The organism is Streptomyces sp. NPDC026246 (assembly GCF_055567995.1).
Window position 1 is genome coordinate 176,043 of record NZ_JBVHPJ010000010.1, and the last position, 14,661, is coordinate 190,703.

The 14,661-nt window shown below is 73.0% G+C and carries 11 protein-coding genes; 7 read left to right on the plus strand and 4 right to left on the minus strand.

Going from position 1 to position 14,661, the window contains the following annotated elements:
• Positions 1-61: 61 nt before the first annotated feature.
• Together polA and ACZ4M5_RS24780 are read left to right on the plus strand one after the other, a co-directional pair.
• The gene (gene polA, locus ACZ4M5_RS24775; RefSeq protein WP_467740015.1) at positions 62-2,788 is read left to right on the plus strand and encodes a DNA polymerase I; all 2,727 of its coding nucleotides are present in this window, start codon (positions 62-64) and stop codon (positions 2,786-2,788) included.
• 217 nt (positions 2,789-3,005) lie between these two features.
• Positions 3,006-3,665 carry a hypothetical protein gene (locus ACZ4M5_RS24780; RefSeq protein ID WP_467740016.1) on the plus strand — a complete coding sequence of 220 codons (660 nt, stop codon included), beginning with the start codon at positions 3,006-3,008 and terminating at the stop codon, positions 3,663-3,665.
• Here the strand turns inward: ACZ4M5_RS24780 and ACZ4M5_RS24785 are convergent.
• On the minus strand, positions 3,562-4,440 hold the full coding sequence (locus ACZ4M5_RS24785; protein WP_467740017.1) for a DUF4184 family protein: 879 nt from the start codon (positions 4,438-4,440) through the stop codon (positions 3,562-3,564). The genes ACZ4M5_RS24780 and ACZ4M5_RS24785 overlap by 104 nt on opposite strands.
• Before the next feature lie 362 nt (positions 4,441-4,802).
• On the opposite strand from ACZ4M5_RS24785, the gene ACZ4M5_RS24790 reads away from it, so the two are divergent.
• Positions 4,803-6,560, plus strand: a complete 1,758-nt coding sequence (locus ACZ4M5_RS24790) for a lytic transglycosylase domain-containing protein (RefSeq protein ID WP_467740018.1) — start codon at positions 4,803-4,805, stop codon at positions 6,558-6,560.
• An 88-nt stretch (positions 6,561-6,648) separates the two neighbouring features.
• Here the strand turns inward: ACZ4M5_RS24790 and hrpB are convergent, their stop codons facing one another.
• Both hrpB and ACZ4M5_RS24800 read right to left on the minus strand, forming a co-directional pair.
• The gene (gene hrpB, locus ACZ4M5_RS24795; protein ID WP_467740019.1) at positions 6,649-9,165 is read right to left on the minus strand and encodes an ATP-dependent helicase HrpB; all 2,517 of its coding nucleotides are present in this window, start codon (positions 9,163-9,165) and stop codon (positions 6,649-6,651) included.
• A gap of 69 nt (positions 9,166-9,234) precedes the next feature.
• The gene (locus tag ACZ4M5_RS24800; protein WP_467740134.1) at positions 9,235-10,047 is read right to left on the minus strand and encodes a class I SAM-dependent methyltransferase; all 813 of its coding nucleotides are present in this window, start codon (positions 10,045-10,047) and stop codon (positions 9,235-9,237) included.
• A 365-nt stretch (positions 10,048-10,412) separates the two neighbouring features.
• Between ACZ4M5_RS24800 and rpsA the strand changes: the two genes are divergently transcribed.
• The 4 genes from rpsA to ACZ4M5_RS24820 all read left to right on the plus strand — a co-directional run bounded on the left by rpsA (position 10,413) and on the right by ACZ4M5_RS24820 (position 14,311).
• Positions 10,413-11,906 (plus strand): 30S ribosomal protein S1, encoded by a 1,494-nt coding sequence (gene rpsA / locus ACZ4M5_RS24805; RefSeq protein WP_467740020.1) that lies wholly within the window; start codon positions 10,413-10,415, stop codon positions 11,904-11,906.
• A gap of 241 nt (positions 11,907-12,147) precedes the next feature.
• Entirely contained in the window at positions 12,148-13,086 is a 939-nt protein-coding gene (locus ACZ4M5_RS24810; RefSeq protein ID WP_398111955.1) for a PAC2 family protein, read from the plus strand.
• Between the two features lie 94 nt (positions 13,087-13,180).
• Entirely contained in the window at positions 13,181-13,870 is a 690-nt protein-coding gene (gene coaE / locus ACZ4M5_RS24815; protein ID WP_467740021.1) for a dephospho-CoA kinase, read from the plus strand.
• Between the two features lie 60 nt (positions 13,871-13,930).
• On the plus strand, positions 13,931-14,311 hold the full coding sequence (locus ACZ4M5_RS24820; RefSeq protein ID WP_467740022.1) for a tetratricopeptide repeat protein: 381 nt from the start codon (positions 13,931-13,933) through the stop codon (positions 14,309-14,311).
• A gap of 32 nt (positions 14,312-14,343) precedes the next feature.
• Here the strand turns inward: ACZ4M5_RS24820 and ACZ4M5_RS24825 are convergent, their stop codons facing one another.
• The gene (locus ACZ4M5_RS24825) at positions 14,344-14,607 is read right to left on the minus strand and encodes a DUF6343 family protein (protein WP_467740023.1); all 264 of its coding nucleotides are present in this window, start codon (positions 14,605-14,607) and stop codon (positions 14,344-14,346) included.
• Between the last annotated feature and the right edge of the window lie 54 nt (positions 14,608-14,661).

Genomic DNA, 14,661 nt, shown 5'->3' on the forward strand with positions numbered 1-14,661 from the left:
CCCGCGTGTGCGGGGAGCGGGGCGGGGCGGAGTGTCAGTGGGGCGTGGCAGGATCGGGGGCGTGGCAGAGACAGCATCGAAGACGACCGACCAGACCTCCGGCGGCAGCCGGCCGCGACTGATGCTCATGGACGGGCACTCGCTGGCCTACCGCGCGTTCTTCGCGCTGCCCGCGGAGAACTTCACCACCGCGACGGGCCAGCCGACGAACGCGATCTACGGCTTCGCGTCGATGCTGGCCAACACGCTGCGCGACGAGGCGCCCACGCACTTCGCCGTCGCCTTCGACGTCTCCCGCAAGACCTGGCGCTCCCAGGAGTTCACGGAGTACAAGGCGAACCGCTCCAAGACCCCGGACGAGTTCCGCGGCCAGGTCGACCTCATCTGCGAGCTGCTCGACGCCATGGGCGCCGCCCGCTTCGCCGTGGACGGCTTCGAGGCCGACGACGTCATCGCCACGCTCGCCACACAGGCCGAGGCCGAGGGCTTCGAGGTCCTGATCGTCACCGGCGACCGGGACTCCTTCCAGCTGGTCAGCGAGCACACCACCGTCCTGTACCCGACCAAGGGCGTCTCCGAGCTGACCCGCTTCACCCCGGAGAAGGTGTTCGAGAAGTACGGGCTGACGCCCGCGCAGTACCCCGACTTCGCGGCCCTGCGCGGCGACCCCTCGGACAACCTGCCCGGCATCCCCGGGGTCGGTGAGAAGACCGCCGCGAAGTGGATCAACCAGTTCGGCTCCTTCGCCGACCTCGTCGAGCGCGTCGACGAGGTCAAGGGCAAGGCCGGGCAGAACCTGCGCGACCACCTGGAGTCCGTCAAGCTCAACCGCCGCCTCACCGAGCTGGAGCGCCGGGTCGAGCTCCCCAAGGGCGTCACCGAGCTGGAGCGGGCCCCGTACGACCGCAAGGCCGTCGCGATGGTGCTGGACACGCTGGAGATCAGGAACCCCTCGCTGCGCGAGCGGCTGTTCGCCGTCGACCCGGGCGCCGAGCAGGCCGAGGCCACCCCGATCAGCACGGAGGGCGTGCAGCTGGACGGCACGGTGATCGCCACCGGCGAGCTGTCCGCCTGGCTCACCGAGCACGCCGCCCAGCCTCTCGGCGTCGCCACGGTCGACATGTGGGCGCTCGGCACCGGCTCGGTCGCCGAGGTCGCGCTGGCCGCCCCGGGCGGTGCCGCCGCCTGGTTCGACCCCTCCCAGCTGGACGAGGCCGACGAGAGGGCCTTCGCCGCCTGGCTCGCCGACGCCGGCCGGCCCAAGGTCTTCCACAACGCCAAGGGCGCCATGCGCGTCTTCGCCGAGCACGGCTGGAGCGTCGAGGGCGTGCGCATGGACACCGCCCTGGCCGCGTACCTGGTCAAGCCCGGCCGCCGCTCCTTCGACCTGGACGCGCTCTCCCTGGAGTACCTGCACCGCGAGCTGACCCCGGCCGCCTCCGCCGACGGGCAGCTCGCCTTCGGCGCCGACGAGGCCGCCGAGGCCGAGGCCCTGATGATCCAGGCCCGTACCGTCCTCGACCTCGGTGAGGCCTTCGAGGGCCGCCTGGTGGAGGTCGGCGCCGCCGACCTGCTGCGCGACATGGAGCTGCCCACGTCCGCCCTGCTCGCCCGCATGGAGCGGCACGGCATCGCGGCCGACCGGTCCCACCTGGAGGCCATGGAGCAGATGTTCGCGGGCGCCGTCCAGCAGGCGGTCAAGGAGGCCCACGCGGCGGCCGGGCACGAGTTCAACCTGGGCTCGCCCAAGCAGCTCCAGGAGGTCCTCTTCGGCGAGCTGGCCCTGCCCAAGACCAAGCGGACCAAGACCGGCTACACCACGGACGCCGACGCCCTCGCCTGGCTCGCCACCCAGACGGACAACGAGCTTCCGGTGATCATGCTGCGCCACCGCGAGCAGGCCAAGCTCCGCGTCACGGTCGAGGGCCTGATCAAGACGATCGCCGCGGACGGCCGCATCCACACGACGTTCAACCAGACCGTCGCCGCCACCGGCCGTCTCTCCTCGACGGACCCGAACCTGCAGAACATCCCGGTCCGCACCGACGAAGGCCGGGCGATCCGCCGCGGCTTCGTCGTCGGCGAGGGCTTCGAGTCGCTGATGACGGCCGACTACAGCCAGATCGAGCTGCGGGTGATGGCCCACCTCTCCGAGGACGAGGGCCTGATCGAGGCGTTCACCTCCGGCGAGGACCTGCACACCACGGCGGCCTCCCAGGTCTTCGCGGTCGAGCCGACCGCCGTCGACGCCGAGATGCGCCGCAAGATCAAGGCCATGTCGTACGGCCTGGCGTACGGCCTGTCCGCCTTCGGCCTCTCCCAGCAGCTGAACATCGAGGCGGCGGAGGCCCGCGCCCTGATGGACGCGTACTTCGAGCGGTTCGGCGGTGTCCGGGACTACCTGCGCCGGGCGGTCGACGAGGCCCGGGCCACGGGCTACACGGCGACCCTGTTCGGCCGCCGCCGCTACCTGCCCGACCTCAACAGCGACAACCGCCAGCGCCGCGAGGCCGCCGAGCGGATGGCCCTCAACGCGCCCATCCAGGGCACTGCGGCGGACATCGTCAAGATCGCCATGCTGAAGGTGGACGACGCCTTGAGGGAAGCGGGCCTGTCCTCCCGCATGCTCCTCCAGGTCCACGACGAAGTCGTCCTGGAGATCGCCCCGGGGGAGCGGGCGGCTGCGGAGGAACTGGTCCGCCGCGAGATGTCCAACGCCGTGGAGCTGCGCGTCCCGCTGGGCGTCTCGGTCGGAGCGGGCTCCGACTGGGAGTCGGCGGCCCACTAGCACCGGCCGCTTCCCGGGCGGGGGCGGTGGGGTGGCAGCAGGACGTCACGGAGCCATGCCTGGCTCGGCGGGACGAGTTCCCCTGTGACCAGGCGAGCGCCGGACGGTCCGTCGCCCGCCCCGGGCCCTCGCCGCCCGCCGCGACCCCGCCCACCACGTCACTCGCGTGGACCCCGACAAGACGCCCCCGGCTCCGAGCGTGGTCAGGATGCGGGGCATGGGTATACGTACGCTCCTCAGCCGCAGGGCAGCCGGCACGGCGCACGCGTCGGTTCCGGCGTTCGAGGCCGCCGCGAGTACGGTCCGTGTTCCCTTCACCCTCACCGCGGCCCTGCGCGAGGCGACGGCGGGCCTGCGGCAGCGTCTGACCCCGGGCGGACCGGGCGGGCCGTCCGCGGACCCGGCCCGCTCCGGCGCCCCCGCCACCGGCCCGGGCATCACCGGCCCCCGCGACCTGGCCGCCCTGCTCGGTCTCGACGACCCGGCCGACCTGCCCGCAGCCCTCGGTCTCACCGACCAGGGGGACCTGACCGCGGCCCTCGGCCTCACCGGCCCCGCCTGCGATCGGCCGGCCGCCGTCGCGCCACACGGCGCGACCGGCCCGGGCGGCGCCCCTGCCGCAGCGCACCACGCGGCCCGGCCGCCGCGCACCCGGGCGGCCCGGGGCGGCCTCGCCCGGCCCTGGACCCGGCGGGCGCGGGACTACCTCACGTACGTGCTCACGCTGTCTCCGCGGCCCCGCCCGGCGCACACCACCACCATCACCGTCTACATCACGACACCCGGCGGCCCGCCCGGGGAGCGGCCGGACGGCTCGGCTCCGTACCGGCGTCGCGGGCAGGATCCGCAAGGACCGGAGCCGGACGCCACAGCCTGACCCCCGCGGCGTACAGCGGCAGCGCCACGGCGAGTCCCGCACCCGCGCCGAAGCACACCGTCGGGATGAGCTCCCACGGCTTGGCCACGGCCCCCCAGTACGCCCACCAGCGCGACGCGCGCTGCACCGCCGCCGCCAGTGCGACACCGCCGATCACGGCGGCCGCCGTCCACCGGTCCGGCCCGGACAGCACCGGCACCCCGACCGGCTCCCCTCCCGGCACCCGCCGCAGCGCCCGCACGACGAACACGGCGAGCACGACGGCGGCCAGGGCGGAACCGCCGTACTGCAGGTACCAGTACAGCGGTGAGCCCGCCACCTCCCGGCCGAGCACCGGGAACATCCGCATGCCCCACCGGTCGAGATGCGTGAACGCGTCCCACACCACGTGCGTCAGCGCCCCGAGCACGGCGGACACGTACCACCACGCCACCAGCGACGGCCGCACCCGGGCGCGCGGGACCCCGCACCGCAGCAGAGCGGCCACCCGCCCCTGCCGCCTGCGCGGCAGCAGCGCCACCAGCGGTTCCCGCACGAACAGCCACAACCCCACCAGCGCCCAGGCGATGAGCACGTCGACCGTGAACACCCCCGGCAGGCCGTGCGTGACGTCACCGAACTCCATCGCCCCGGGCAGCACACTCGCCGCGTAGTAGGTCATGTCGGGCGCGAAGGACCCCGCGACGAGAGCGGCCGGCACCAGCCGGCCCCGGCCCGTCCCGTCGCTGCGGACGGCGGGCAGTACGGCGGCCGCATGGCTCAACGTGAACGGCAACTCGGCTCCTTGCGCAGGTGATTGGGCAGCCCGCCGGCGGGCCCGGCGGCCGGCCGCCCGGTGGGCGGGACGCCGCCGCGCCGGCACCGTCACGATCGCACATGGCCGATCGGTGAAGACCGGTCACGAACGGGTGCCCGGAGAAACGAAGTTGTCGTAGGGTCGCCTAGGTCGCCGCGCCGGTGCGCTGCACACCGCACGGGGACGGCGCACAGCAGGGCACGCGAGGGACCGCAGAACGCGCACGACAACAGAGAGGTGACCGTCCGAGGGCAACCACTCGGGCGTCCCGATCGTCACAACAGGGCGAACACTGCAGGCGGAGATCGGACGTCACGGCGTCCACGGGAGGGGTTCACTCTATGGCGGCGCAATTCGGCAGGAGGCTGCGCAAGGGAGCGGCAACCACCGCCGTGGCCGCGGCAGCGGTCGCGGCTCTGTCCGCTTCCCAGGCTCCGGGCGTCAGCGACCACGGCAGACAGACCGCCGCGGACGCCGTCCCCTCACCGGAGGCCGGCGCATCCGACGGCAGCGCCACCGGCAACTCCCCGTACTACACGGACCTGCCACCGCTCAAGAGTCCCAACCCGTCGCCCACCACCGGAACCGGGCCCATCGCGCAGGGCGGTACCGAGTCCGGCATCCCCGCGACCGTCCTCGACGCCTACAAGAAGGCCGAGGCGGCACTGCGCGAGAAGAAGCCGGGCTGCAACCTGCCCTGGCAACTGCTCGCCGCCATCGGCCGGGTGGAGTCCGGCCAGGCCCGCGGCGGCCGTGTGGACGCCGAAGGCACCACGCTCGGGCGGATCCTCGGCCCCCAGCTCGACGGCAACGGCTTCGCCCTCATCAAGGACACCGACAACGGTGCCTACGACGGCAACAGCTCCTACGACCAGGCCGTCGGCCCCATGCAGTTCATCCCGTCCACCTGGGCCTGGGCGGGCCGCGACGGCAACGGCGACGGCAAGAAGGACCCCAACAACGTCTACGACGCCGCGCTCGCCGCGGGCCACTACCTGTGCCGCAACGACTGGGACCTGTCCGACCAGGGCGACCTCGACCGGGCGATCCTCAGCTACAACAACTCGCGCGAGTACCTCAACCTCGTGATGAGGTGGCTGGACTACTACCGCAAGGGCGCCCACGAGGTCCCCGACGGCACGGGCACGCTGCCCGGCAACCGCAGCGACGGCGGAGCCGGCACCGGCCGTACGAGCCCGGGCACGCCCACCGGCCCGAGCGCTCCCGGCACCCCGGGTGCCACCAAGCCGCCGGCCACGTCCGAGCCCGATCCCGGACCGGGCCCGAGCAAGCCGGGCGGCGGTACGACCACTCCGAAGCCGCCCAGCACGCCGCCCGGCACCGGCGACCCGAGCACCCCGCCCCCCACGCCCACCGACACGGTGCACCGCCTGGAGGACGCCGGCACGGCGAAGCTCACCGCCATGGCCGGCGACGCGTTCGCGCAGCGGATCAGCACCCGCGCCGAGACCGAGGCCGGCAAGGCCGTCGGCAAGGTCCGCGTCCGGTTCACGATCCTCGGTGACACGGACACGACCTTCACGGGCGGTGAGAGCGTCGCCACGGTCTCCACGAACAGCTCTGGAGTCGCGGTCGCCCCCGTGCTGAAGGCAGGGGAGAAGACCGGCACCGTCACCGTCCGGGCCACCGTCGTGGGCCGTACGGTCGCGGGCCTCGACTACAAGGCCACCGTCACCGAGCGCGCCGCCGACAAGCTCACACGGACCGGCGAGGCCGCCCTGACCTGCGCCCCCGGCGGGGAGTTCGCGCACCAGGTGCAGGTGAAGGCCACGTACGGCGGCGCCGTCGCCGACGGCGTCGCGGCCACGGCCACATTGATCAAGTCGGCGGAGGACGCCGCCGCCAACGACAAGGGCCCCTACTTCAAGGGCGCCGACGGCAAGCCCGTGCGCACCCTGGCGGGCCTGAAGACCGACGCGAAGGGCCTGCTGACCCTGCCGAAGCTGTACGCGGACGACACCAGCGGCACCTTCCTGCTGCGCGTCACCACCGCGGGCGGCGCGACCCTCACCGTCGAGCTGACCGTGGCGGCCGCCGAGACGACCGCGCCGAGCCCCTCGGCCGAACCGGCCGCCTAGCGCACCGGCACGACGCCCCTCCTTCGCCGGGGAGGGGCGTCGTCGTGTGCCGTGCACTGTGCCGGTGGGGGAGGGGGACGTCGTCCCGTCAGCGTCTCTGCCGCGCGTTGGTGTGGCGGGTCGGCTCCGCCCCGGCCGGGTCCTCGGGCCACGGATGCTTCGGATACCGCCCCCGCAGCTCCGCCCGCACCCCCCGGTAGCCGTCCCGCCAGAAGGAGGCGAGGTCCGCGGTCACGGCCGCCGGGCGTCCCGCCGGGGACAGCAGGTGCACCAGCAGCGGCACCCCGGCGACCCGGGGCGACTCCTGCAGCCCGAACATCTCCTGCAGTTTCACCGCCAGCACCGGCTGCTCCGGCCGCCCGTAGTCGATCCGGATCCGCGACCCACTGGGCACGGTCATCCGCTCCGGGGCCAGCTCGTCGAGCCGCCCGGCCTCCCCGGAAGCCCACGGCAGCAGCCGGGCGAGCGCCTCCCCGGTGTCGATCCGCGCCAGGTCCGCCCGCCGCCGTGCCCGGCTCAGCTCGGGCTCCAGCCACTCGTCCACGCGCGCGTGGAGCGACTCGTCCGACACGTCCGGCCAGGGCTCACCGAGGTGCAGCCGCAGGAACGCCAGCCGCTGCCGCAGGACGACGGCCTCCGCCGGCCAGCGCAGCAGTCCGAGCCCGTCCCGCCGCAGCCCGTCGAGCAGCGCGTCGCGCACGAGTCCGGGATCGGCGTCCCTCAGCGCCCGTACCGCCAGCTCCACCGCCCCGAGCCGCTCCACCCGCCGCGCGACGACGTCCCCGCCGTCCCAGCGCACCTCGTCCCGCTCCCCGTGCAGCGCGCCCGCCGCGAGCCGGGCCGTCTCCTCGTCCACGACGGCCCCCAGCTGCACGCGCGCGTGCCCCTTCCCGACGGGCCGGTCCGCGACCGCGACGGCGATCCACGGGGCCCCGCGCAGGGCGCTCGCGTCACCGGCCTCGGCGCGGGTGCCGGAGACCATGAGGTACGACCCGCCGTCGGCCCGCGCCACCCGCTCGGGAAAGGCGAGGGCGGCCACCAGCCCGACCTGCCGGTCCTCGGACAGCCCCTGCCACACCCCGGCCGCGGGGGATCCGGACAGCCCGGAGCCGACGGCCCGCAGCCGCCGTACCTCGGCGCGCCACCGCGAGGCGTAGGCGTCACCGCCGCGCCGGGCACGGCGCAGGGCACCGGCCAGATCGTCGCCGTACTCCCGCGGAGTCTCCTCGCTGAGCAGCGCCACCACGTCCGCGGCCCGCTCGGCCCCCACGAGCGGCACGGAGTCGACCAGCGCCCTCCCCAACCGCGGATGCAGCCCCAGCCGGGCCAGTACGGCCCCGCGCTCGGTGGCACGGCCCTCGTGATCCAGGGCCCCCACGGCCTCCAGCACACCCCGTGCCGCCGCCATGGCCCCGGAAGGCGGTGGATCCAGCAGCGCCAGCCCCGAGGCGTCCGGATCCCCCCAGCACGCCACCTGCAACGCGAACGCCGTCAGGTCGGCCGCCTCGATCTCCGGAGCCGGGAAGCGCGGCAGGCGCGCGTCCTCGGCCTCCGCCCAGCACCGGTACACCGTCCCCGGCGCCTCACGGCCGGCCCGGCCCGCCCGCTGCCGCCCGGCCGCCCGTGACGCCCGCACCGTCGCCAGCGCGCTCAGCCCCCGCGCGTGATCCACCCGCGGCTCCCGCGCCAGACCCGAGTCCACCACGACCCGCACGCCCGGCACCGTCAGCGACGACTCGGCGACGGACGTCGCCAGCACCACGCGCCGGCGCGCCCCGGGCACCAGCACCGCGTCCTGGACCGCGGCGGGAGCCCGGCCGTGCACCTGGAGCACGTCCACCCCGTCGAGCGCCCCGAGCTGCGCGGCGACCCGGCCGATCTCGCCGACGCCGGGCAGGAAGCACAGGACGTCCCCCTCCTGTTCGGCCAGCGCCCGCCGCACCACGGACGCCACGTGCGCGAGCAACGCCGGGTCGACCCGCATCCCGTGCGGCGGCCGGACCGGCCGCGCCGGCGGGGCCCACACCACCTCCACCGGATGCGCGGTGCCCTGCGCCTCCACCACCGGCGCACCGCCCAGCAGCGCGGCCCAGCCCTGCGCGTCGGTCGTCGCCGAGGCAGCCACCAGCCGCAGCTCCGGCCGCAGCGCCTGGCGCACGTCCCACAGGAACGCCGCCGCCGTGTCCGCGTCCAGGTGCCGCTCGTGGCACTCGTCGAGGACCACCACGTCGGTACCGGCCAGCTCCTGGTCGCGCTGCAGCCGCTGCACCAGCACACCGGTCGTGACGACCTCCACGCGCGTGTGCCGCCCGACGACCCGCTCACCGCGCACGGTGTAGCCGACGCTCTCGCCGGTCCTCTCGCCCAGCAGCCACGCCATCCGCCGCGCCGCCGCCCGGGCCGCGATCCGCCGCGGCTCCGCCACGACGACCCGCCGCCGCGGCCCGTCCCCGACCAGCCCGGCCAGGACGAGCGGCACCAGGGTGGTCTTGCCGGTGCCGGGCGGCGCGACGAGCACGGCGGTGCCGTGCCCCTCCAGCGCGTCGTGCAGCGCGGGCAGCGCACCGCGCACGGGCAGGGCGTCCAGGGCGTCGTAACGGATCACGCCCTCAGTGTCGTACGCCCGGCGAGACGCCTCCCACGCGCGGGGCGCCCGTCTGAGCCCACGGGAGGGTCAGCCGCGCTCGCAGACGAAGACGGCCGTTCCGGGGATCAGGTTGCCGCGCAGGGGCGACCAGCCGCCCCACTCGGAGGTGTTCCACGCCGGCCACTCCGGCTCCACCAGGTCGACCAGGCGGAAGCCCGACGCCACGACGTCCCGGACGCGGTCGCCGAGGGTGCGGTGGTGCTCCACGTAGACGGCGCGGCCCTCGTCGTCCTGTTCGACGTAGGGCGTGCGGTCGAAGTACGACGCCGAGACGGTCAGCCCCTCGGGCCCCGGCTCGTCCGGGAACGCCCAGCGGATCGGGTGCGTCACCGAGAAGACGAGACGGCCGCCCGGGCGCAGCACCCGGCGCACCTCCCGCAGCACCTGGCGCGGATCCGCGACGAAGGGCAGCGCCCCGTACGCCGAGCAGACCAGGTCGAACGAGGCGTCCGCGAAGGGCAGTGCGTCGGCGTCGGCGCACACCAGGGGGAAGGAGCCGCCGATGCGCAGCGCGTGCTGCAGCTGCCGGTGCGAGATGTCCAGGGCGACCGGACGCGCCCCCTGGGCGGCCAGCCAGCGCGAGCACTGGGCGGCGCCGGCGCCGATCTCCAGGACGTCGCGGCCCTTCAGCTCCTCGGGCGGGCCGAGCAGCTCGGCCTCGATCTCGTCCAGCCCTTCGGGGCCCCAGACGAAGCGGTCGTCGCCGAGGAAGGTGCCGTGCTCGACCTGGTACTCGTCCGCGTTCCGGTCCCACCAGCCACGATTGGCTCGGGAGCTCTCCGTGGCCCCGGCGGCGCGGCGGGTGGCCTCGGGTTCGGGCGCTTCGGGCTCTTGGATGATCGGCTCCCTCGTCGTACTCTTCCGTCCAGCCGGTCCCGGCGACGTCGCAAAAGGGGGCTTCGTGCCCCCTGCGTGGCCTCGAACGACTCGAATTGTGCCGGGTATGCGCCGTTCCGCCCCGGGTGGGCGGCTTCGCGCATTGACCCTGCCCGGCTGCCCCCGTATGCTACAAGTTGCGCTGCGGGCCTGCGCACCTCAGACGTAGCAGGTCGCGCTCGCATCTGTTGTATGTCCCCTCGGTTGTCGAGGCGCCACCAGTGGGTTTGTGTGGCGCTTCCTTGGCTGTCCGGCTTCTTCAGAGCGAAACGGGCTCCCGGCGTAAGCAGTACCTACGACTCACTGTCCGTACCGGAGCCCTTTCCCACATGACGAGCAGCACCGAGACCACCTCTACCACCCCGCAGGTAGCGGTCAACGACATCGGTAACGAGGAAGCTTTCCTCGCCGCGATCGACGAGACGATCAAGTACTTCAACGACGGCGACATCGTCGACGGCGTCATCGTGAAGGTCGACCGGGACGAGGTCCTGCTCGACATCGGTTACAAGACCGAAGGTGTCATCCCGAGCCGCGAGCTCTCGATCAAGCACGACGTCGACCCCAACGAGGTCGTCGCCGTCGGTGACGAGATCGAAGCCCTTGTTCTCCAGAAGGAGGACAAGGAAGGCCGCCTGATCCTCTCGAAGAAGCGCGCCCAGTACGAGCGCGCCTGGGGCACCATCGAGAAGATCAAGGAAGAGGACGGCATCGTCACCGGTACCGTCATCGAGGTCGTCAAGGGTGGTCTCATCCTCGACATCGGCCTCCGTGGCTTCCTGCCGGCTTCCCTCGTCGAGATGCGCCGTGTCCGCGACCTCCAGCCCTACGTGGGCAAGGAGCTCGAGGCCAAGATCATCGAGCTGGACAAGAACCGCAACAACGTGGTCCTGTCCCGCCGTGCCTGGCTGGAGCAGACCCAGTCCGAGGTCCGCCAGACGTTCCTCACGACCCTCCAGAAGGGTCAGGTCCGTTCCGGCGTCGTCTCCTCGATCGTCAACTTCGGTGCCTTCGTGGACCTGGGTGGCGTCGACGGCCTGGTGCACGTCTCGGAGCTCTCCTGGAAGCACATCGACCACCCCTCCGAGGTTGTCGAGGTCGGCCAGGAAGTCACCGTCGAGGTCCTCGACGTCGACATGGACCGCGAGCGTGTCTCCCTGTCGCTGAAGGCGACCCAGGAAGACCCGTGGCAGCAGTTCGCCCGCACCCACCAGATCGGCCAGGTCGTGCCCGGCAAGGTCACGAAGCTGGTTCCGTTCGGTGCGTTCGTCCGCGTGGACGAGGGCATCGAGGGTCTGGTCCACATCTCCGAGCTGGCCGAGCGCCACGTGGAGATCCCGGAGCAGGTCGTCCAGGTCAACGACGAGATCTTCGTCAAGGTCATCGACATCGACCTCGAGCGCCGTCGCATCAGCCTCTCGCTGAAGCAGGCCAACGAGTCCTTCGGTGCCGACCCGGCCTCGGTCGAGTTCGACCCGACCCTGTACGGCATGGCCGCGTCCTACGACGACCAGGGCAACTACATCTACCCCGAGGGCTTCGACCCCGAGACCAACGACTGGCTCGAGGGCTACGAGACCCAGCGCGAGGCGTGGGAGACCCAGTACGCCGAGGCGCAGCAGCGCTTCGAGCAGCACCAGGCGCAGGTCATCAAGTCCCGCGAGGCGGACGAGAAGGCCGCTGCCGAGGGTGGCGAGGCCGCCGCTCCGGTCGCGTCCGGTGGCGGTTCGTACTCCTCCGAGGGCCCGGACAACTCCGGTGCGCTGGCCTCGGACGAGGCGCTGGCCGCGCTTCGCGAGAAGCTGGCCGGCGGTCAGAGCTGAACGCTCGCCGCTGAGGCATAGCCGATAGCCAAGGGGCCGTACCTTTCGAGGTACGGCCCTTTGGTGTTGCCGCGAGCGGGCCCGTCGGTCGGCCGCAAGCCGGCGGGGGCTGGTCGCGCAGTTGCCCGCGCCCCTCACGCAGGGGGTCGCCCCCACGCCAAGATCATGAATCTCCTCTGCCGGGAATGCCCACGCCCGCACCGGCGTTGTGGACGGTGAAACACGAGGAGGAGCGGTCACTGTGCTTGATCCCCAGGATTTGTACGCATGGGAGCCGAAGGGCCTGGCCGTCGTCGACATGGCGCTCGCCCAGGAGTCGGCCGGACTTGTCATGCTCTACCACTTCGACGGGTACATCGACGCGGGCGAGACCGGCGACCAGATCGTCGACCGGCTGCTCGACTCGCTGCCGAACCAGCTCGTGGCCCGCTTCGACCACGACCGGCTCGTGGACTACCGCGCCCGTCGCCCCCTGCTGACCTTCAAGCGCGACCGCTGGAGCGACTACGAGGACCCCGCCATCGAGGTGCGGCTCGTGCAGGACGCCACCGGCGCGCCCTTCCTGCTGCTGTCCGGACCCGAGCCGGACGTGGAGTGGGAGCGCTTCGCGGCCGCCGTACGGCAGATCGTGGAGCGACTCGGCGTCCGCCTGTCCGTGAACTTCCACGGCATCCCCATGGGCGTTCCGCACACCCGCCCGGTGGGCCTCACCCCGCACGGCAACCGCACGGACCTCGTCCCGGGCCACCGCAGCCCGTTCGAGGAGGCCCAGGTGCCCGGCAGCGCCGAGTCCCTCGTCGAGTACCGGCTCCTCCAGGCCGGCCACGACGTCCTGGGCGTCGCCGCCCACGTCCCGCACTACATCGCGCGTTCCCCCTACCCGGACGCGGCCCTCACCGTGCTCGAGGCCATCACCGCGGCCACCGGACTGGTCCTGCCCGGGATCGCCCACGCCCTGCGCTCGGACGCCCATCGCACCCAGACCGAGATCGACCGGCAGATCCGCGAGGGCGACGAGGACCTCACCGCGCTCGTCGAGGGCCTGGAGCACCAGTACGACGCGGTCGCCGGTGCCGAGACCCGCGGCAACATGCTCGCCGAGCCGGTGGACATCCCCTCCGCGGACGAGATCGGCCGTGAGTTCGAGAAGTTCCTGGCGGAACGAGAAGGCGAGAACTGACGGCACCCGGAACCGCGAGAACCGACGAAGTCCCGGACTGCTGAACGGCACCCTTCTCCCCGGCGGTCCCGGTGGAGCGTCTAGGCTGCGGCTCATGCTGAAGGTGGGCCTGACCGGCGGTATCGGCGCCGGCAAGAGCGAGGTGTCGCGGCTGCTCGTGGAGTGCGGAGCCGTGCTGATCGACGCGGACCGCATCGCCCGGGAGGTCGTCGCACCGGGGACACCCGGCCTCGCGGCGGTCGTCGACGCCTTCGGCGAGGAGATTCTCGCCGAGGACGGCAGCCTGGACCGGCCGCGACTCGGTTCGATCGTCTTCGCGGACGCCGCCAAGCTCGCCACCCTCAACTCCATCGTGCACCCGCTGGTGGGCGAGCGGTCCCGGGCACTGGAGGAGGCGGCCGCCGAGGACGCGGTCGTCCTCCACGACGTCCCGCTCCTCACGGAGAACGGCCTGGCCCCGCTGTACGACCTGGTGATCGTCGTCGACGCCTCCACCGACACCCAGCTCGACCGGCTGGTACGGCTGCGCGGCATGACCGAGGAGGACGCCCGCGCGCGGATGGCCGCCCAGGCCGGCCGGGAGCAGCGGCGCGCGATCGCGGACATCGTGATCGACAACGACGTCCCACTGGCCGAGCTGGAGCAGCGGGTGCGGGAGGTGTGGTCCGAGCTGGTGCGCAGGTCGAAGGCCCCCCGTGCGGAAGAGTCGCAGCCTTCGAAGGGACAGGGGCACATCCATGAGGAACAGCGGCAGCAGCACGCGGACCAGCAGCACGGGCAATAGCGCGGAATAGCAGCCCTCTCACGGGGCGTTGAACTGCTCCAGTGAGGGAAGGACTCTGCCGTGCCCGAGACCAGCGGTTCCGCCGGACGTACCCCGGAGACCCATGTCATCGACTTCCGTGCCGCCGAGCAGCTCCTGGCGGCCCGGGACCCGCGGGGCGCGGTGAAGCTGCTCGACAAAGTCGTCGCCGCGCATCCCGAGAACACCGCCGCGCGGCTGCTGCGCGCCCGTGCCTTCTTCGCGGCGGCGCAGCTGAGGCCCGCGGAGCTGGAGTTCTCGATCGTTCTGGAGCGGGAGCCCGACAACGCGTACGCGCACTTCGCCCTCGCGCGCACCTATGAGCGGCAGAACCGCCCCGAGCAGGCCAAACGCCATTTCCGTCTGGCGGCCGCACTGGACCCCAACCCGGAGTTCCTGAAGGCGGCACACTTCGACTCGTAGGCGGCGGCCCCCCACAGGGCCGGATTCACGCCTCAGCGGCGGGTGTCCGGCGGCTCGTACGGCGGGATGCCCGGGCCCGGCTGGTAATGCGGGCCCTTGCGGATGTGCCTGAGGACGACCGTCAGGTCGATCAGCACGATCAGCAGCAGCACTCCGCACGCGACGGCCCAGCCGGTCCGTCCCACCAGGGCGAACGCCACCGTGCCGAACAGCGCCCAGACCAGCCCCCACAGGCTCAGCCAGAAGCGCGCCCGCAGGGCACTGCGCGCGGTCCTCGGTTCACTGCCTGTACGCATCGCGATCACCACTCCTGTCTGCAACGTACTCCGCGCCGCGGGTGCTGACCAACA